The sequence below is a fragment of the Kribbella sandramycini genome, assembly GCF_013131805.1.
Classification (GTDB): domain Bacteria; phylum Actinomycetota; class Actinomycetes; order Propionibacteriales; family Kribbellaceae; genus Kribbella; species Kribbella sandramycini.
The window spans coordinates 132,442-150,645 of sequence record NZ_JABJRC010000005.1; the positions used below are offsets into that span (position 1 = coordinate 132,442).

An 18,204-nucleotide genomic window follows, 5' to 3' on the forward strand; every position below is an offset into this window, starting at 1 on the left:
GAGTCAGGAGCAACGGCGGGCGGGAACGCGACCGGCCGACGCCGGGCGTTCGCGGGGATCAGCGCCGTCGCTCGTGACGACGGCGCACAGTGTCTGTTTTCGGCACGAGCCCGAGGGTAGCCAAGCGGCCGGGGCGACGCCAGCGAGTTACCAGAGCGATCCGGTGGCGTCCCAGTGCCCTTCGGAGGGTTCGTCGGAGAGCGGGAGCAGCCAGCCGATCGGCACCGAGAGCGTCTGGATCCGCGGCAGCGTGATCGGGGTGCCGTCCGGTTTGCGCAGGTTGCCGATGATCTCGTAGACGCCGTCCGGCAGGCCGAGCTCGCGGCACTGCTCGGCGGTCAGCGTGACGGCGGTGGTCGGGCTGAGCACCGAGCGGATGCCCTCGACCACCGCCTCCTCGATCGCGGTCACGGTGAGCGGGAAGCGCGCGCCGCGCAGCGCGCCGAAGGTCAGGCGCTGATCGTCCGCCAGCACCTGCGGGACCTCGACGAGATACGTCGTACCGAGCTCGACCTCACTACCGCGCACGCACCCAGGTTCGGTGGAAACAGCCCGGTTTGTCCAGGAAGCGTCTCACTACCGGCCGGGAAGCCGGGTGGTGATCTCCTGCAGGATCCACAGGTTGCCGTCCGGATCGGCGAAGGTCGCGCGGGAGGCGTACGTCTGCCGTTCCGGGTCCAGCCCCGGCGTGAACCCGTCCGGCCCGCGGTGGAAGTAGTCCGACACCTCGACCCCGGCCGCGACCAGCGCCTCCCGGGCCGCGACCAGATCGGTCACCACCAGGTACGCCGACGACGAGCCGGGCTGAGCCGGATTCAGCCCCGCGCCGAACTGGACGGACGCCGAGGAGCCGGGCGGTGTCAGCTGGACGACGCCGGGCGGCGTGACGTCGAGGCGCCAGCCGAGGCTCTGGTAGAAGGCGCTCGACCGGTCCACGTCCGAGACCGGGATGATCAGCACCTCGATCCGCTGGTCGAAGGTGCCGAGCTGGGAGCCGTCCATGGTCCGCCTTTCGCTGATGGACCTCCAGCGTCGGGCTCGAGCGCGGGTCTTCGCACCAGGGAAAGTCACTGGGGCCGGACGAGCGCCGTCCGCAGTTGCCGGCGTGAGGTGATGCCGAGTTTCGCGAAGGTCTTGCGCAGATGCCACTCGACCGTGCGCGGGCTGATGAACAGCTGCTCGGCGATCTCCGGGTTGGTCAGACCGTCGCGGGCCAGGCCGGCGATCTGCGCCTCCTGCGCGGTCAGGTCGGTCCGGGTGTCCGGCGTCCGTTTGCGGACGGTCTCGCCGGTGGCGAGCAGCTCGTGGCGGGCCCGGTCGGCGAACGCCTGCAGGCCCATCGCGGTCAACTGGTCGTGCGCGGCCCGAAGCTGCTCGCGCGCATCCACCCGGCGGCCTTGCCGGCGCAGCCATTCGCCGTACAGCAGCCGGCTGCGCGCAGCCTCGACGCGGACCGGCGTCCGACTCAGGTGGTCGATCGAACGGACGTACGCCGCCTCGTCGCCGTCCCGCAGGCCCTGGACGCGGGCAGCCAGGCCGAGTGCCCAGTCGGTCGGGGTGACCGCGATCCGATCGCTCAGCCAGGCATGCGCGACCTCGACGAGTTTGAGGTCACCGGTCCGGGAGGCGGCCTCGGCGAGCTCACCGACGACGAGTACGCCGTACCCGACGATGTCCTGCTCGAAGACGCGCTGGGCGGCGTCCCGGGCCAGCTCGTAGCGGCCGAGACTGTTGTGCAGCACGGCGCTCGCATGGCTCGCGGACGAGACCAGCCGGCCTTGGCCCTGGGCGTTCGCCTCGCGGACCAGCTCGGCGATCAGCTCTTGCGCGGTGGACTCGTTACCGCGATAGGTCTCCAGGATCGTCCGGGCCGCACCGGGGCGGTGCGTCCCGGTCAGCTCGGCGACGCGGCGATCCTCGTCGACCAGTCGGCTCGCCGTCTCCAGATCGCCGGCCAGGCAGAGCAACCCGGCCCGGAAGTCGAGTGCGACCTGGAGCTGGACGAGAGCGCCCGTACGCCGGGCGATCGCATCCTGCCGGGCGGCGACGGCGAGGCCGGTCTCGAGATCGGCCAACTCGATCGCGACGATGCCACCGGCGCGATTCCCGGCCAGCCAGAGCCAGCTTCCGGCGTCCGCCGTACCGGCCTCGGCAGCGCTCGCACGGGCCAACGCGGCCGCGAGCTGCGGCGCGGCGGCGGCATAGCCGCGGGTGACTCGGACGGCGAGGGCATGCAGCAGCTGGTCGGCCGGCCGATCGGCCGCTGTCACAGGAGGCACCGCGGCCGCAACCAGCTCAGCCGTCTCCGGGCTACCGGACCAGATCGCCGCGGACACCGCCTCCAGGTAGGTATCGCGCGCCTGGGCCGGCTCGAGCCGACCGGCTGCATTCAGCAAGATGGACGCCGCCTCGCGGGCCTGGCCTTGGTCGAAGGCGATCTGACCGCGCAACCGATCGACCTGCGCGGCCTCGGCCGGGTCGAGCGGGCCGGCCGCGGCGCCGCTGAGCAACGTGAGCGCCGACTCCAATGCACCGGAACGCCACTTGCCGACCGCCGCCGCCAACGCCCGTTGAGCGCGCAAGCCCGGATCCGGCGTCAGCTCCACGGCGCGTTCGAGCAGCGCGGCACCAGCGAAGAAGCCGCCCCGATCGCGCGCCTGGTTGGCCGCTCGCTCCAGCTCGGCGGCAACCTCCTCATCCGGCAGCGCGGTCGATTGCGCTCGATGCCAGGCCCGGCGGTCAGGCTCGGGCGTCTCCGCGGCCAACGCGCGATGCACAGCCTGTCGGTCGGGTTGCGCCGCCATCCGGTACGCCAGCGACCGAACGAGCGGATGCCGAAACCGGACGTGTTGGCCGAACTCGATCAGCCCGGACTCGATCGCGCTCGCCGCAGGCCCATCGCCGAGGCCGAGCCGCTCGGCAGCGCGCCACAACACGGTCGCATCCCCCAACGGCTCCGCAGCGGCGGTCAGCAGGAGCAGGCGGGTGTCGGGTCTCAAAGCGTCGAGCCGACGGGCAAACCCGTCCTCGATCCGGCTTGTCAGCGTGCCGGCGCTGAGCCCGTCGGCCAGCTCGGCCGCCGTCCACGCCTGTGGCAGCTCGAGCACCGCCAGCGGATCGCCGTGGGTCTCGGCGACGATCCGGTCCCGGACCCGGGGATCGACCGGGCCGGGGAGGACGGCGTCGAGCAGCGCGCGGGCATCGGCGTCCGCCAGCCCGCCGAGCTCCAGCTCCGGCAGGCCGCCGAACTCGTGCTCGGAACCCTCCCGGACGGCGACGACCAGCACCACCGATTCAGCCGCCAGCCGGCGCGCCACGAACGCGAGGATCTTCGCCGACATCCGATCGATCCACTGCGCGTCGTCGACCACACACAGCACCGGCTCCTCCGCGGCCGCGTCGGCCAGCAGGTTCAGCACGGCGAGCCCGATCAGGAACAGCGACGGCGGCGGCCCGACCAGCAGCCCGAACGCCGTCCCCAACGCGGCGTACTGCGGCTCAGGCAACCGGCCGATCCGCTCCAGGAACGGCTGGCACACCTGATGCAGCCCCGAGTACGCCAACTCCATCTCGGACTCGACCCCATCGGCCCGCGCCACCCGGCACCCCCGCGCCGCCCCGGTCATTGCTGTCAGCAACGCCGACTTCCCGACCCCGGCCTCCCCCCGCACCACCAGCACCCCGCTACGCCCACCCCGCGCCCCCGCGACCAACTCCCCCAGCACGGCCAGCTCTCGCTCCCGCCCCCGCAGTTCCCGATCCGCCACCGCTCCAGCATTCCCGCCCGACCCCGCCGAGACAACTGTCCCGGCGGGGTGGCGAGCGGTCAGCGGATGGAGCGGAAACCGGTGCGAACCTCGTGCACCCAGCGACGGTCTCCTTGTCGGGCCAGCGGGTCGCCTTCAGACGGGCCCGCAGATCGTCCAGATCCGCTTGCGGAACGTCGATCCGGAACGGCCGGATCCTGCTGTCGGTGGCGGCGGGGGCTTGTGTGGTGATCGCCATGAGATCCTCCTGCAGCGCGGGATGAGCGATCTCCTCACGCTGCGCGCGAACGGCCGGCGGTCGCACCAGGGTCAGTCCCTGGACCGCTCCCTGGGCCCGGTCAGATCGTGCGGGTGACGACCCAGCGGTGCGGGGCGATGGCGCGGGTTCTGGTGAAGCCGTGGTTCTCGAAGGCGGCCATGGGGCCGGTGTGCAGGAAGGAGCCGGAGACCTTGCGGTCGTCGGTCTCTTCGGGGTAGCCCTCGACGACGCCGCCACCCAGCGCTGCGATCTGGTCGAGGGCGCCGGCCAGGGCTGCGTTGGCAACGCCTTTGTTGCGGTGGCCCTTGCCGGTGAAGAAGCAGGTGATTCGCCAGTCGGGCAGGGTGGTCAGGCCTTTGTCGTAGCGCCGTTTGCTCTTGATCTCGGGGAGCTCGGCCGGGGTGCCGAACTGGCACCAGCCGAGGCAGTCGGGGCCGTCGAAGACCAGGGCATTGCGGGTAGTGCCGTCGTGGGCGCGGCGTTCTTTCTCGGCGCGGTTCTCGGCGGCGGTGCGGCCTTTGAGTTTCAGGTGGAAGCCGACGCACCAGCAGCCGCCCCAGACGCCGTTGTTCGCCTCGACCAGGGCCGCGAAGGCGGGCCAGGTGTCGGCGTCCAGGGCTCGGGTGGTCAGCACATTCCGCAGTATGGCGCGTTCCGCCGACAAAAGAAGTTCCGGAACCGGCAGGGGGCTGTGCATGCGTATTCCCGCAGGTAGGGTCCGCGAATAGTAAGCGCTTTCCGTGGAACTAGGAGGCTTCGTGAGGCGAACTGTTGGGGTCGCGGTCGTACTGACGGCCCTGGCCGGCGGGCTGGTCAGCGTCGGGCTGCCGGCCAGCGCGGGCCGGCCGGACCGTGGTGCGGCTGTGACCGGCACGTATTCGAGTGGCCCCGCTCAGGCGTGGCAACCGCTGCCGACGACGTACGTCGGGAACGACCAGGCGGGTGCCACGGATGCCACTGTGGTGATCGATCCCAGCACGCTTCGCCAGCAGTACAGCGGCGTCGGCTTCTCGCTGGACGAGACCAGCGTGTCGAACCTGTGGAAGCTGACGCCCGCCGAGCGCGACCGGGCCATCCGGCTGCTCGTCGACCCCAAACACGGCGCCGGGTTCGACCGGTTCCGGCTGACCATCGGCAGCCCGGACCTGATCGAGCACCTGCCGTTCTGGTCGTACGACGAGCTGCCGCCGGGCGTCACCGAGGACTTCGGCCTGAAGTACTTCTCGATCAAGCGCGACGTCGAGACGCATATCGTCGAGACGGCCAAGCTGATCCAGCGCTACAACCCGAAGGCGACCTTCTTCGCCTCGGCGTGGAGCGCGCCGGCCTGGATGAAGACCAACAACCGGTTCACCGGCGAAGTCGCGCTCAAGCCGGGCAGCACGACGTCGTACTACCAGGTGGGCAAGCTGCGCGACGACTGTATCGACGTCTTCGCGCGCTACTACGTGAAGTACATCCAGGCGATGGCGAAGTTCGGCGTCCGGGTCGACGCGCTGACGCTGCTGAACGAGCCGGGGATCGACGTCGTCTACCCGGCGATGGACATCAGCATCGAGCAGCAGCAGAAACTCGCGGTCGCGATCAAGCGCGAGGTGCGGAAGGCCGGGCTGCGGACCGAGCTCTACGTCCACGACTTCAACTTCTGGGACTGGCGCGACCCGAACAGCACCGAGACCAAGAACTACCACCGGATCTTCAACGACCCGGCGACCAGGAAGGCCTCGGACGCGATCGCGTTCCACCCGTACTGGGGTGACCCGACGGTGATGCGCGACGCCTACGAGCAGACCGGTAAGCCGGTGCACATGACCGAGACGAGCAACCTGTCGCCGGCCACGATCCTCGACTACTTCCGGCTGGACGCGTCGTCGTACATCATGTGGGCCCAGGCCACCGACCAGGACGGCGGCACGCTGCACTGGACGCCGGCCCGGGACAACAACCTCGACTGGGCCGAGGTCGGCCGGACCACCAAGTGGCCGAACCGGCTGGTCAAGGTGAACACCACGACCAAGACCTTCACGGTGCGCGACGAGCTCTACGCGATGGGCCAGTTCGCCAAGTACCTCGGGCCGGAGCACACCCGGGTCGAGTCGAGCGGGACGGCGAACGGCATCAGCAACGTGACCTTCAAGGACCGCCGCGACAACTTCGTCGCGATCGTCGGCAACTCGAACCCGGTCGCGAAGAAGGTGCGCGTCGTCCTGGCCGGAAAGTCCTTCACCACCACGGTTCCGGCGAACTCGTACGCGACGTACCGCTGGCACGGCGATGTCCCGTCGGCGCACCACAACCACGCGCCGGTACTGCGGGACGTCGCGGACGTGACCGCCGACCAGTACGCGACCACGCAGGTCCAGCTGACCGCAACCGACCGCGATCGGGACAAACTGGCCTTCTACGCCAAGGATCTGCCGAGCGGCGTCACGCTGGACGCGCGGACCGGCCTGCTCACCCTCCGGCCGACAACCGCCGGCAAGCAGACCCTCAAGGTTCGCGTGACGGACGGCGCGGCGTACGACGAGTCGACCGTCGACATCACCGTCACCCCGCACGGGACGCCGGTCGGCGAGCGGGTCGAGGCGGAGTCGTACGTGGCCCAGCAGGGCTGGACCGAGGGCGGCGCGAACTTCGTCGAGAGCAACGGCTCGGCCAGCGGCGGCAAGAACATCGGCTGGACCGACACCGGTAAATGGCTGCAGTACCGCGTCGACCTGGCCAAGGCCGCGACGTACAACCTCGAACTGCGCGTGGCCAACGGCACCGGCGCGGTCGCCCCGGATGCGATCTCCATCCGGGATGCCGAAGGCAACGTCTTGACCAAGGTCTCCGTCCCGGACACCACCGGCTGGGCGACGTATCAGTCCGTCAACACGACGGTCACTCTCCCGGCCGGCGACCAACTCATCACCGTCTACTGCGAAAGCGGCGGCTTCAACCTCGACTACCTGAGACTCACCGAGTAACCGGCGAGCCGGCTGACCGCGGTATGTACCGCGGTCAGCGGCCGGTGCCGCGGTCGGGGCCTCGGGTCCCTGGGCCGCGGTGCGTGTCCGGGCGCTGACCTTGGGCGGCTTCGCCTTGCGCTGCCTGCTGCTGGGGTTGAGAGTCCGCGCTGCGGCCGGGGGTTTCACTCCCGGCCTGGGCGACCATGGCGTCGAAGCTGTCGCCGGAGCGGTGGTGAATACCGTCGACGCGGTACTTGCTGCTGTCGGCGTTCCAGACGAACCTCGATGGGTCAGCGTTGGCCCCGTACATCGCGCGGACCAGCGGCTCCGAATACCGCACCTCGCGGTCGAGACGTTCCTGGTGATTGGACATCCACCAGTCAACCGGCGCGGCCTGCTCTCCGGTCATCCCCTTGCTCAGCTCGGCGAGCTCGATCGGCCGGTCCGGCGTGGTGTCGACCGTCGCCCAGGCGCTCACCTGACCGCCCTGGACGACGGCGATCGTGGCCCGATGGGCGTCGTCCCGAGGGCCTTCGACCGCACCTACGCAACCGGGCATCCGCGCCGCGAGCTGCTCGGCGCGGTTGCGCGCCGACGGGTCGGAATGATCGAGTACGACGATCTCCGTGCCGGCGGCCTGCGCTCTGGTCAGCTGCCGGTTCAGATCGTTCAGCTGCTCCGGGGTCTGTCCGTTCCGCGCGCGATCCGCGGCGTAGTAGAGCCGGGACGCCTCGTCGGGGCGAACTTCGACGTTGGTCAGCCATTCCGCGTCGAGGGCCGGCGTGCCGCCGATCCGCGCACCGGCCTGCCGATAGGTCTCTGCGACGTCGGCGCCGACGAAGGCGCCGGCAGGCTTGTCGAACTGCCGGAACGGCCCGTCGACGATCGCAGCCCGCACCGCGTCGGCCTGGCCGCCGGCCGCGCCGAGCTCGATCCGTTCGTCGGTCTTGCGGAAGGTCGCGGCCGCCAGCGGGGTACCGTCCCGATCGATGGCCACCGCGACCTGCGTGCCCTCGGCGTACGCAGGTTCGGCACCGGGGATCCCGGTCTCGGTGGCGGTCCCGGTCGACGGGTTCATAGCCTGCCACAGGGCGGCCAGCTCGGGGTCGACCTCGCGGCCGGCCGCATCGGCGCCATCCAGCCGGCGGAGGGCGTCGTCGTCCATCGGGACCTGCAGGGCGGCCGTGAGCCGGTCCGCGACCTGGCCCCGGAGGGCGGCGAAGCGCGGGTCGTCCGGAGTGAATTGCAGGACGTCGCCGCCGGCGTCGCTGAATCGGGTCACGGCGGCGGCGACCTCGGCCGGCGCTGCTCCCGGCGTACCGGCGTTCTCCCAGCCGAGACCGGGGATCTCGTCCATCCGGGGGCCGAGGACGTCCTTCACGTCATCGATCAGCTCATCCAGCTTGGCGCTCGTCCGGTACGGCGTGTCGCCCTGGAAGTCGAGCCCGACACCGAGCGCCTCGGCCTCGCGCATCCCGACCAGAATCAGCGTGGTCCGGGCGTCCCGGGAGGCGCCCTCGACATCCCGCACCACCACCCGGCCGTCGGCCGCGCGGCCGACCATGCCGGTGATCTGAGGCGTCCCGCTCGGGTCGTTGACCATGACCGCGCGCAGCCCGGGCGGGCTCTGGCCACGATCCGGATCCACGGCGCCCTGATCATCGGCTGACAGCACCGTGGTCGTCTGGCCGCTGTCGAGCACGCGGCGGATGTCTATCGCCCAATCGCGGTAGTTGGTACTCCTGTCCAACGGCTGGTCGAGGGCTTCGAAGGGGTTCCGCTCTTCGGGGAGTCGACTGCGGGTGGACGCCGCGAGGTCCTCGACCTCCAGGGCGTTCCAGGGGGTCTGCGCGGCGGCGGTGTTCAGCCTCATGATGATCGGCTGGTCGAGGCTGATCGGCTCCGGCGCCGGCACCCGCCAGGTGGCCGAGGGCGTGGCTTCGACGACCGCGCGGGACTCCTTGGCGGCCAGATGGTTGACCGCGTACCAGGCGGCGGCGCCGAAGCGCGCCGCGGGCGGGACGCCGTGGTTGCCATCGGCCCCGATCGTCGGATGGGTCGACCCGGCGCCGACGATCCGGAACTCCGAACCCTTGCGCTCGATGCCGGCGACGGTGAACAGACTGCTGTCCCCGAGTGCCGCGACGACCGCGTGCTGGGCCGGGCCGTTGAAAACCTTGAGCGCGGCGTTGCGCGCCTGCCAGACCGGACTGCGTTCCTTCTGCGCAGCCGATCCGCCGAGGCCCTTGGCCGCCGCCTCGAAGGGCTGGTCGGTCGCGGCGAAGGCCTGCTCGGCGAGCTCCTGATACCGGCGCCACTCCGGGGTGTCGCGGGTGAGCACGAGCACCTTGGTCTGCGGATACGCGGCGAACTCCCGGACCTCGGCGGCCAGTCGGGTCGCCTCGGGAAGACGGTCGCGCTGGCGGGCGTCGTACTCGGGCATTCAGGTCCTCTCCGGGGCGTCGATGATCTGGTCATCTTGACGCCCCGGGAGGTCACCCGGTTCCGGTCAATTCTGCGTCAGTTCCACGGGTCGAAGGGGATGCCGCTCGGCTTGGAGGCGTTGAGCAGATTGCGGAACCGGTCGCTGTTGTCGGTGATCTTGATGGTGGCCGAACCGAAGTTCGCGTTCATCAAGGTGTCGCGGAGACCGTTGTTCGGCCAGCCGTCCCAGCCGACCAGGGGCGGGTAGCGCCAGTTGTGGTAGTGGTTCTCCGGCGGCTCGTCGTTGCCGTTGGCAAGCCGGAAGAAGTGCGTGCTGGCGCCGTCCTTGTGGTAGACGATCTTGGGGTGTGAGCCGTCGAAGCGGACCTGGGACCGCGGGTAGGTCACCTGGCTGGAGTGCTGCGTCGTGGTCACGAACTCGACCTGGTTGCTGGCCTGGTTGATCCAGGAGATGACGTGTTCGAAGTCGTGCCGGTGACCGCCGAGACCGCTGCCGGCGACGGCCTGGTCCTTCTCGAAGTAGGCGGCGTACACGACCGCGCACCAGCCGTTGTTGCACTTCGAGCGGGAGTAGGTCTGGGAGTTGTCGAGGTCGGACTGGTCGCGACAGTTGCCGTTGACGGCGCCGGTCGTGTTCAGGCCCGGGTTCAGGGTGCCGTCGGCGCCGATCGCCGGGACGGCGTAACAGCCGTCGCCGTCGTAGTCGAAGGCCGGGGAGAAGGACTGCTCGTAACCGTTCGCGTTCTGCGGCAGGCTCGGCGGCGGGGCGGCGTACGCCGCGACCGTGGTGGCCACCAGCAGCGTGGCCGTGCCGATCACCACGCCGAGGGTCAATCGGCGGACACGGGACTGATCTGTCATGGACGCTCCTTCGGGGCGGGAAGACAACGCTGTCGAACCATGACAGATCAGCTCACGTCAGTACATACTTCACGTGCGAAAGAATCCGGATTCCGATCAGAATTGGGCCGCTCGGAACACAGAGTTTCCCGATTGACGCCTTGACTCGGCTCAGCGCCGGTAGAGGTGGACGGCGCTGCGCAGCGAGTCGAGGACGTACCCGGGGAAGCGCAGGCCCTGTTTCTGCGCCCAGAGCAGCTCCAGCTCGACGCGACCGATCTGCTGGGCGTACTTCTGCAGGCCCTCGTCGCCGCCGTCGGTGATGTGCAGCGCCTCCATCACGCCGCCGAACTCGGCGCGCTGGCTCTTGTTGTAGGCGCCGACGACCTCGAAGGACTGTTTGCGCAGCAGCCGGACGAGCCACTTCTGCCAGGGGGCCATCTCGCTCCACAGGCCGCGCGCGGCGATCTTGTAGTACGCGAAGTGGCCGGGCTCCTGGCGGCGGATCGGCGCGATGATCGTCGAGGCGACCGCCTGCTCGTCGAGCTCCAGCAACCCCTTGTGCAACAGGTTGTAGGCCAGGATCGCGGACTGCTCGGTCGCGACGCCGGTCAGGTAGTAGAGCATCCGGCTGACGTCCTGGATCGCGCTGAGGTGCGCGAGCGCGCCCAGGAAGCGCAACTGGAAGGAGATCTGGTCGACGTTCGGCTCGGAGACCGGCAGGCCGGCCAGCGTCTGCAACCGGTCCAGCAGGACGCCGTGGTGCAGCTCCTGCGGCGACCAGACGTCGGCGTAGAAGTGTTTGTCGACGGGCGGCGGATCAGGCAGCAGCAGATTGAGCTCGAGCACGTTCCGCTCGACCTCCAGCTCGACGCGCGTCATGTAGGCCAGGACGCCGCCGAACCGGCTGGCCAGCAGATCCGGCCGCCGCATCGTGAAATCCGCGCTGTCCAGCGGGATCGGCGGATGCTCCTCCCCCAGCCGATCCACATGATCCATCAACCGCGCCTCGGCCGCCGCCGCAGCACCCTTCCGGCTCCTCACCACGGCGGATCCCCACCCCTTCGGGCCACAGCTCTAGTCGATCACGGTCACCTTCTGCGCCACCGCCAGCCTACCGGCCCGTACCGCCGAACCACCGTGCTTTTCACCACGTCGAGAATTAGTTGCGCCCACCCCGGGAACCTGCTCCTCATGGACCAGTTCCCCGGCGCCAACCGCTGGGTCCCGAACTCCGGCGGCCTCCGCAAGCTCACCGCCGCCCTCCCCGCCTGCCACGGCTGTGATCTGGCGGAGCACGCCGAGCAGGTCGTCCCCGGCGAAGGGCCGGCCCGGGCCGCGCTGATGCTGGTCGGCGAGCAGCCCGGCGACGTCGAGGACAAGCAGGGCCACGTCTTCGCCGGCCCGGCCGGACGCCTCCTGGACAAGGCCCTGGACGCCGCCGGGATCGATCGCTCCGATGTCTTCCTGACCAACGCCGTCAAACATTTCCGGTACACGACCAAGGGCAAACGCCGAATCCACAAGACCCCGGCCGTCGGCCACATCACCGCGTGCCGCCCCTGGCTCGAACGCGAACTTCGCATCGTCAGTCCGCGACTGGTGGTGATTCTCGGCGCCGTCGCGGCGCGTGCCCTGATCGGCCCCGGCTTCAAGGTCACCGAGCACCGTGGCGAGCGGGTCGAGCTGCCGTCCGGGCGAGCGGCGATGGCGACCGTCCACCCGTCGGCTGTCGTCCGCTCGGAGCGTTTTCGCGAGGACTTCGCCCTGTTCGTCGCCGATCTGCAAGCCGCCCGCGACCTGCTCGGCCAGTAGCTAGCGCGGGCGGCGCTGGGCGGTGGGTGGGAGGGCCGGTAGGACGTTGGCGTCGGCGAGGGGCTGGTACCAGTAGGCGACGGTGGAGATGTCGTCGGCGCGTTCGAAGTGGCCGTGGTCCCAGGCGCCGATCTGTTGGAGGGTGACTTTGAGGGTGGAGTGGAAGATGACGGGGTCGGGGAGGTGCCAGCGGTACATGCCGTGGGACTGCAGGGTGCTGGTGAGGAAGGGCGAGGCGCCGGTGCGGTCTTCGGCGGAGTAGAACGGGTAGCCGCAGTACGGCGCGCTGAAGGTCAGGGCTACTGGAGGTGGGTCGACGCGGAGGGCGTCCTGGAAGGCCCAGGCGCCGCCTGCGTAGTCCTCCAGGCCGGTGCTGCACTGAGTCGGGTAGGCGTCGTCGTCATCGAGGTAGAACTTCACCTCGCCCTCACCCCACCAGTAGCGCTCGAGTGCGGTGAGGCCGATGTAGGTGCCGACGTAGTGGCCGCTGCCGGAGATGCCGTCCAGGATGACGTGGTCCTCAGCGGGAGCGGTGGAGCCGTTGCTGCGCCGCCATTGCGCGCGGAAGGCAGCGGTGTCGTCGCCGAGCTCGTCGCCCACGGTGTAGTCGATCTGGTAGTAGATGCCGCCGACCTGGCCCGGGTGCTCACTGGTCAGCTCGATCCGGGCGCGGCGCCGGAACGGCATCGGGAAGTAGCAGTTCATACCGCCGGTCGGCGCAACCACGATCGGGACCGAGGTCACCAGAGCGCGCTGCCCGAAGCCGTTGCAGAAGAAGTCGCCGAGCGGTACTTCGACGGCCGGCTGCTCGGCGTCGTCCCACCACATCCGCAGGACCAGATCCCGCAGTACCCACGGCCCCGCGGCTGTGCCGGACGGGACGGTCATCCAGATGTGCCGGATCACGCCCGAGCCGTCGATCTCGGCCAGGACGGCGGTCTCGCCCGGCTCGAGGCCGATCGCGGGTCTGCCCTTGCGGGACGGTCCGAGGGCGGACGCCGTCCGCGCGGCCATCCCGGGCGCACCGGTCGGATTCTCGGCGTTGATCGAACGGCTGCGCTGCCGGCCGGGGGCCTTGGTGACCGCGTTCCAGTCCGCGAACGTCATGCGTTCCTCCCAGGTCGTTTGAAACGAATGTAAAACGCACTCTTGCGCAGGTCCCTGTCCAGGCCGCATCCTGGCGAAACTCACGGGGGTGGGGCCGAGTGGGGGCTGGGGGCTTATTTCCATGCGTTTTTCCGCCGATGCGCTGCGGCGCGTGCTGGTTGTGATGTGTGTATTACTGCTCGTGCCGTTGACGGCGTCCGAGCCGGCTCGGGCTGCCGCGACGCCGAGCGGGTTCAGCGAGCAGACCGTCTTCGACGGCCTGACGAACCCGACGAACGTCGTCTTCTCGCCGGACGGCCGGGTCTTCGTCGCCGAGAAGAGCGGCCTGATCAAGGTCTTCGACTCCCTCGACGACACCTCGGCGTCCGTCTTCGCCGATCTGCGGACCAAGGTGCACAACTTCTGGGACCGCGGTCTGCTCGGCCTCGCCCTGCACCCGGGCTTCCCGGCCGACCCGCGCGTCTACGTGCTCTACACGCACGACGCGCTGATCGGCGCGCAAGCGCCCAAGTGGGGGACGGCGAACGCCTCCGACGACCCGTGCCCGTCACCGCCTGGCCCGACCAGCGACGGCTGCCAGGTCAGCGCGCGGCTGTCGGTGCTGACGTCGACCGGCTCGGCCGTCGCCGAACAGGTCCTGATCGAGGACTGGTGCCAGGTCTACCCGAGCCACTCGATCGGCTCGATCGAGTTCGGCCCGGACGGCATGCTGTACGCCGGTGGCGGTGACGGCGCGAGTTTCACCTTCACCGACTACGGCCAGGACGGCTATCCGGACTCCGACGCCACCCCGGACAACGCGTGTGCCGACGGTACGGCGCCGGTCGGCGCGCAGCTCACGCCGCCCACGGCCGAAGGCGGCGCGCTCCGCTCGCAGGACCTGCGGACGAGCGGCGACCCCGTCACCCTCGACGGCTCGATCATCCGGATCAACCCCGACACCGGCCAGGCCGCGCCCGGTAACCCGCTGCTCTCGAACGCCGATCTGAACGCCCGCCGGATCGTCGCCGAGGGCCTGCGGAACCCGATGCGTTTCGCGTTCCGCCCCGGGACCAACGAGCTGTGGATCGGCGACGTCGGCTACTCGGCCTGGGAGGAGATCAACCGGCTCGTCCTGCCGGCAGCCGGCGTCGCGAACTTCGGCTGGCCCTGTTACGAAGGCGCCGGCCGCTCGAACGCGTACGACTCGGTCAACGTGAACATCTGCGAGAGCCTGTACGCCGCCGGCGCTCCGGCCGTTTCCGCGCCGTACTTCGCCTATCAGCACCGGGCCCACGTGACCGCGAACGAGACCTGCACGGTCGGCAGCTCCTCGCTGTCCGGGATGGCGTTCTATGCCGGCGGCAACTATCCGGCCGAGTACGACGGCGCGCTGTTCTTCTCCGACTACAGCCGCAAGTGCGTCTGGGCAATGCTCCCGGGCGCGGACGGCCTGCCGGACAGGACCAAGATCGTCCAGTTCGCCTCCGGCTACGGCTCGACCAGGCTGCAGATCGGCCCCGGCGGCGATCTGTTCACCGTCGACTACGAAAGCGGTACGATCCGTCGCTACGTCTACAGCGCGACCAACAACCCGCCGACCGCGGTCATCCAAGCCGATCCGGCCAGCGGTAACGCCCCGCTACAGGTGAGCTTCGACGGCACGGCGTCCAGTGACGCCGACGGCCACCCGCTCAGCTACGCCTGGGACCTGGACGGCGACGGCCAGTACGACGACTCGACCGCCGCGACCGTCCAACGCACGTACCCGGCCATCGGACCGGTGACGGTTCGGCTCCGGGTCAGCGACGGCCAGGGTGGGACGGCGACCACCTCGACGCGGATCAACGTCGGCAACACGGCGCCGACGGCAACGATCACCGGCCCCGGTCCGGCGTTGGCCTGGAAGGTCGGCGACGCGATCAGCTTCTCCGGTTCGGCGTCCGATGCGGAGCAGGGCGCGCTGCCGGGCTCGGCGTTGAAGTGGACGCTGATCATGCATCACTGCCCGAGTGATTGCCATCAGCACACGATCACCTCGTTCACCGGCAGCAATGGCTCGTTCGCCGCGCCGGATCACGAGTACCCGTCGTACCTGGAGCTGCGGCTGACGGCGACGGACGCCGGCGGGCTGACCGATGTGAAGAGCGTGCGGCTCGACCCGAAGACGACCAACCTGTCCTTCGCCAGCCAGCCGTCCGGCCTGTCGCTCACGTATCTCGATCGAACGGTCAAGACTCCAGCCGTCGGGACGACGATCAACGGGTCGACCGGAACGCTGGCAGCCGAGGCGGCACAACCGGTCGGGACGAACCTGTACCGGTTCGCGTCCTGGTCGGACGGCGGCGCGCGGGTGCACAACTTCGTCGCGCCGGACGCACCGACGACGTACACCGCGACCTACGTGCCGAAACGCAATCTGGCCTTGAAGAAACCGGTCGCGACATCGAGTGTCTACCTCAACCGACCGGGTGCGAACGCGGTCGACGGCTCGGCATCGACGTACTGGTCGAGCGCCCGCAGCGATCCGCAATGGTTGCGCGTCGACCTCGGCCGGGTCGAACTGGTTGACCGGGCGCTGCTGAGCTGGCTGTCGACGTCGTACGCGAAGGCGTATCAGATCCAGATCTCCGGCAGCGGGCGCACCTGGAAGACGGTCTACTCGACGACGACCGGCGACGGCTTCATCGACAGCGTCGCGTTCACGCCCAACTACGCGCGCTACGTCCGCATCAACATCACCGCGCGCGGCGTGGCCGGCAGCTACAACGGTCTCTGGGAGTTCGGCGTGTACGGCGACACCGGCTCGCTCACCGGCATCGCCGGCAAGTGCGTCGAGGTGGCCGGCTCCGTCGTCCAGTTCAACACCTGCAACGGCGCGGCGGCACAGCAATGGATCGCGCAGGACGACGGCACAATCCGCTCCCAGGGCAAATGCCTGGACGCGCGTAGCACCACACCACGCAGCCCAACCACGCCATGGACCTGCGACGGCAGCCCCGGCCAGAAATGGACCGCCCGCGCCGACGGCACCTTGCTCAACAAACAATCCGGCCTCTGCCTGGACGCCGAAAACGGCAAAAGCGCCAACGGCACCCGAGTCAACATCTACACCTGCCACACAGGCGTGGGCCAGAAATTCCTGCTGCCGTAACCGGACGCGGTGGACCTTGGGGGTTGGATACTGCTCGCCGTGTACAGACGAATCGGAGTGCTGGTTCTCGGGTGTTTGCTGGCGATGGCGCCGGTGACGGCTCAGGCGGCGGGACAGGCGACCACGGTGAAGACGCTGACGTTCAACATCCATCACGGGCAGGGGACGGACGGGAAGCTCGATCTGGAGCGGACCGCGAAGGCGATCGAGGCGTCCGGGGCCGCGGTTGTCGGGCTGCAGGAGGTCGACAAGTACTTCGATGCCCGGAGCAACTGGGTGGACCAGCCGGCCTGGCTGGCCACGCGGTTGGGGATGACGTATGTGTTCGCCCCCAACCTGGACTGGGATCCGCTGGAGCCCGGGAAGCCGCGGCGGCAGTACGGCAACCTGGTGTTGTCGAAGTACCCGATCCTGGAGTCGCGGAACACGCCGTTGCCGAAGGTCGGGACCGAGGAGCAGCGCGGGCTGCTCGAGGCTGTACTCGACGTCAACGGCACGCCGGTGCGCTTCGCCAACACGCACCTCAACAACGCCACCCCGGCCGAGCGCCAGCAGCAAGCGACCGCGGTCGTCAACCTGCTCGGCGCCGCCACCGAGCCGACCCTGCTCGTCGGCGACCTGAACGCGATCCCGACCACGGCCGAGATCAAAACCCTGACGGCGCGCTGGAAGGACACCTGGACCGAGGTCGGCATCGGGCTCGGCTTCACCAGTTCCGTCCCGCTGCCCACCCGGCGGATCGACTACCAGCTCCACAGCCCCGCACTGAAGGCGACCGCGGCGTCCGTCCCCTCGACGTTCGCCTCCGATCACTACCCGGTGGCCGCGACCTTCACGCTGGGCTGACCCGGCTACTCCAGCCAGGTGGTTTCGAAGGTGGGGTTGGCGTGGATGTGCAGCGCCTCGTACCCGCCGGGGCCGGTGCGGAACTTGTGCGGGGTGTCGGCGGGGACGACGAGGATCTGCCCGGCGCGACCGACGACCTGCTGGTCGGCGACGGTGAAGGTCGCGGAGCCGCGGCGGATGATGAAGGTCTCGGCGTAGGGGTGCATGTGCAGGCGCGGCCCGACGCCTTCCTGGGTGGTGGACTCCAGGATCAGTGACACTCCGGCACCGCCGGGCAACTCTGTGTAGTTCTCCTCCCAGCCTTCGCCGTCCTCCTGGCCGTTGGCGCGATTGATGACGTGGGCGCCGGTGTTCGCGATCTCGGTCACGTTTCCTCCGTTGTGTCCTTTGGAGCGCAATGGGTACTGGAGTTTTGACGGGTTGAGCAGCCAGCCCACAGCGGGACTCCCGGGGTGGGGCGACGCATCGGATGCGATGCTCCCTCACACCCGGGGTCCCACTCCAACATTTTCAGTCGATTTGAACGACGCCCTCGGCGTGCCGGCGGGCCAGCTCGTGGTAGATCGCGGCGTTGTGCTCGACGAACAGTTTCGGCGTCCCGTCCAGCGGGACGATCTTCTTCGCGGGGCTCCCCATCGCGACCGACTCCGGCGGGATCACCGCGCCCGGCGTCACGGTCGCCCCGGCCGCGATCAGCGTGCGGCTGCCGACGACGGCGCCGTCCAGCACGATCGCGCCGTTGCCGACCAGCGCCTGCTCGCCGATCACGCAGTCGTGGACCAGGCACTGGTGACCGACCGTCGCGTTCGGGCCGACCTCACAGCCGTCGCGGTTGGAGTGGATCACCGAGTTGTCCTGGACATTCGCGCCGGCGCGGATCGTGATCGTGCCCAGATCGGCCCGGATCACCACGCCGTACCAGATCGAGGCCTTGGCCTCGACGATCACATCACCCACCAAGGTCGCCGTCGGCGCGATCCACGCGTCGGGGTGGACGGTCGGGCTCTTACCTTCGAACGAGAACAGCGGCATAGGCCGGAG

15 protein-coding genes are annotated in these 18,204 nt (G+C 69.5%); 4 read left to right on the forward strand and 11 right to left on the reverse strand.

The window, feature by feature from the left end; genetic code table 11:
* Positions 1-147 precede the first annotated feature (147 nt).
* From HPO96_RS21300 to HPO96_RS21315, 5 genes are all read right to left on the reverse strand, one after another.
* Positions 148-528 (reverse strand): hypothetical protein, encoded by a 381-nt coding sequence (locus HPO96_RS21300; protein ID WP_171675280.1) that lies wholly within the window; start codon positions 526-528, stop codon positions 148-150.
* A 48-nt stretch (positions 529-576) separates the two neighbouring features.
* Positions 577-1,002, reverse strand: a complete 426-nt coding sequence (locus tag HPO96_RS21305; protein WP_171675281.1) for a VOC family protein — start codon at positions 1,000-1,002, stop codon at positions 577-579.
* A gap of 65 nt (positions 1,003-1,067) precedes the next feature.
* Entirely contained in the window at positions 1,068-3,767 is a 2,700-nt protein-coding gene (locus HPO96_RS21310) for an AAA family ATPase (protein ID WP_171675282.1), read from the reverse strand.
* Complete coding sequence (locus tag HPO96_RS39190; protein ID WP_238358327.1) at positions 3,685-4,005, reverse strand: epoxide hydrolase N-terminal domain-containing protein; 321 nt, start codon at positions 4,003-4,005, stop codon at positions 3,685-3,687. Before HPO96_RS39190 ends, HPO96_RS21310 begins: the two co-directional genes overlap by 83 nt.
* A gap of 100 nt (positions 4,006-4,105) precedes the next feature.
* Complete coding sequence (locus HPO96_RS21315; protein ID WP_337796742.1) at positions 4,106-4,660, reverse strand: GNAT family N-acetyltransferase; 555 nt, start codon at positions 4,658-4,660, stop codon at positions 4,106-4,108.
* A 124-nt stretch (positions 4,661-4,784) separates the two neighbouring features.
* On the opposite strand from HPO96_RS21315, the gene HPO96_RS21320 reads away from it, so the two are divergent.
* Positions 4,785-6,995: a carbohydrate-binding protein gene (locus HPO96_RS21320; RefSeq protein WP_171675283.1), complete on the forward strand. Its 2,211-nt coding sequence runs from the start codon at positions 4,785-4,787 to the stop codon at positions 6,993-6,995.
* A 34-nt stretch (positions 6,996-7,029) separates the two neighbouring features.
* Here HPO96_RS21320 and HPO96_RS21325 read toward each other — a convergent pair whose 3' ends face one another.
* The 3 genes from HPO96_RS21325 to HPO96_RS21335 all read right to left on the reverse strand — a co-directional run bounded on the left by HPO96_RS21325 (position 7,030) and on the right by HPO96_RS21335 (position 11,306).
* Positions 7,030-9,420, reverse strand: coding sequence for a hypothetical protein (locus HPO96_RS21325; RefSeq protein ID WP_171675284.1), 2,391 nt, complete (start codon positions 9,418-9,420; stop codon positions 7,030-7,032).
* A 77-nt stretch (positions 9,421-9,497) separates the two neighbouring features.
* Positions 9,498-10,283 carry an NPP1 family protein gene (locus HPO96_RS21330; protein ID WP_171675285.1) on the reverse strand — a complete coding sequence of 262 codons (786 nt, stop codon included), beginning with the start codon at positions 10,281-10,283 and terminating at the stop codon, positions 9,498-9,500.
* Between the two features lie 150 nt (positions 10,284-10,433).
* The gene (locus HPO96_RS21335; RefSeq protein ID WP_337796743.1) at positions 10,434-11,306 is read right to left on the reverse strand and encodes a GTP-binding protein LepA; all 873 of its coding nucleotides are present in this window, start codon (positions 11,304-11,306) and stop codon (positions 10,434-10,436) included.
* Between the two features lie 150 nt (positions 11,307-11,456).
* Between HPO96_RS21335 and HPO96_RS21340 the strand changes: the two genes are divergently transcribed.
* Positions 11,457-12,077, forward strand: a complete 621-nt coding sequence (locus tag HPO96_RS21340; RefSeq protein ID WP_171675286.1) for a UdgX family uracil-DNA binding protein — start codon at positions 11,457-11,459, stop codon at positions 12,075-12,077.
* Here HPO96_RS21340 and HPO96_RS21345 read toward each other — a convergent pair whose 3' ends face one another.
* The gene (locus HPO96_RS21345) at positions 12,078-13,184 is read right to left on the reverse strand and encodes a glycoside hydrolase family 172 protein (RefSeq protein WP_171675287.1); all 1,107 of its coding nucleotides are present in this window, start codon (positions 13,182-13,184) and stop codon (positions 12,078-12,080) included.
* A 121-nt stretch (positions 13,185-13,305) separates the two neighbouring features.
* On the opposite strand from HPO96_RS21345, the gene HPO96_RS21350 reads away from it, so the two are divergent.
* A complete protein-coding gene (locus HPO96_RS21350; protein ID WP_171675288.1) occupies positions 13,306-16,317 on the forward strand; it encodes a PQQ-dependent sugar dehydrogenase in 3,012 nt (1,003 codons plus the stop codon).
* Positions 16,318-16,356: 39 nt separating this feature from the next.
* Positions 16,357-17,163: an endonuclease/exonuclease/phosphatase family protein gene (locus tag HPO96_RS21355; RefSeq protein ID WP_337796744.1), complete on the forward strand. Its 807-nt coding sequence runs from the start codon at positions 16,357-16,359 to the stop codon at positions 17,161-17,163.
* Between the two features lie 5 nt (positions 17,164-17,168).
* On the opposite strand, the gene HPO96_RS38440 is transcribed toward HPO96_RS21355, so the two are convergent.
* Together HPO96_RS38440 and HPO96_RS21365 are read right to left on the reverse strand one after the other, a co-directional pair.
* A complete protein-coding gene (locus HPO96_RS38440) occupies positions 17,169-17,531 on the reverse strand; it encodes a cupin domain-containing protein (RefSeq protein WP_337796745.1) in 363 nt (120 codons plus the stop codon).
* A 142-nt stretch (positions 17,532-17,673) separates the two neighbouring features.
* Complete coding sequence (locus HPO96_RS21365) at positions 17,674-18,195, reverse strand: gamma carbonic anhydrase family protein (RefSeq protein ID WP_171675289.1); 522 nt, start codon at positions 18,193-18,195, stop codon at positions 17,674-17,676.
* Positions 18,196-18,204: the final 9 nt, after the last annotated feature.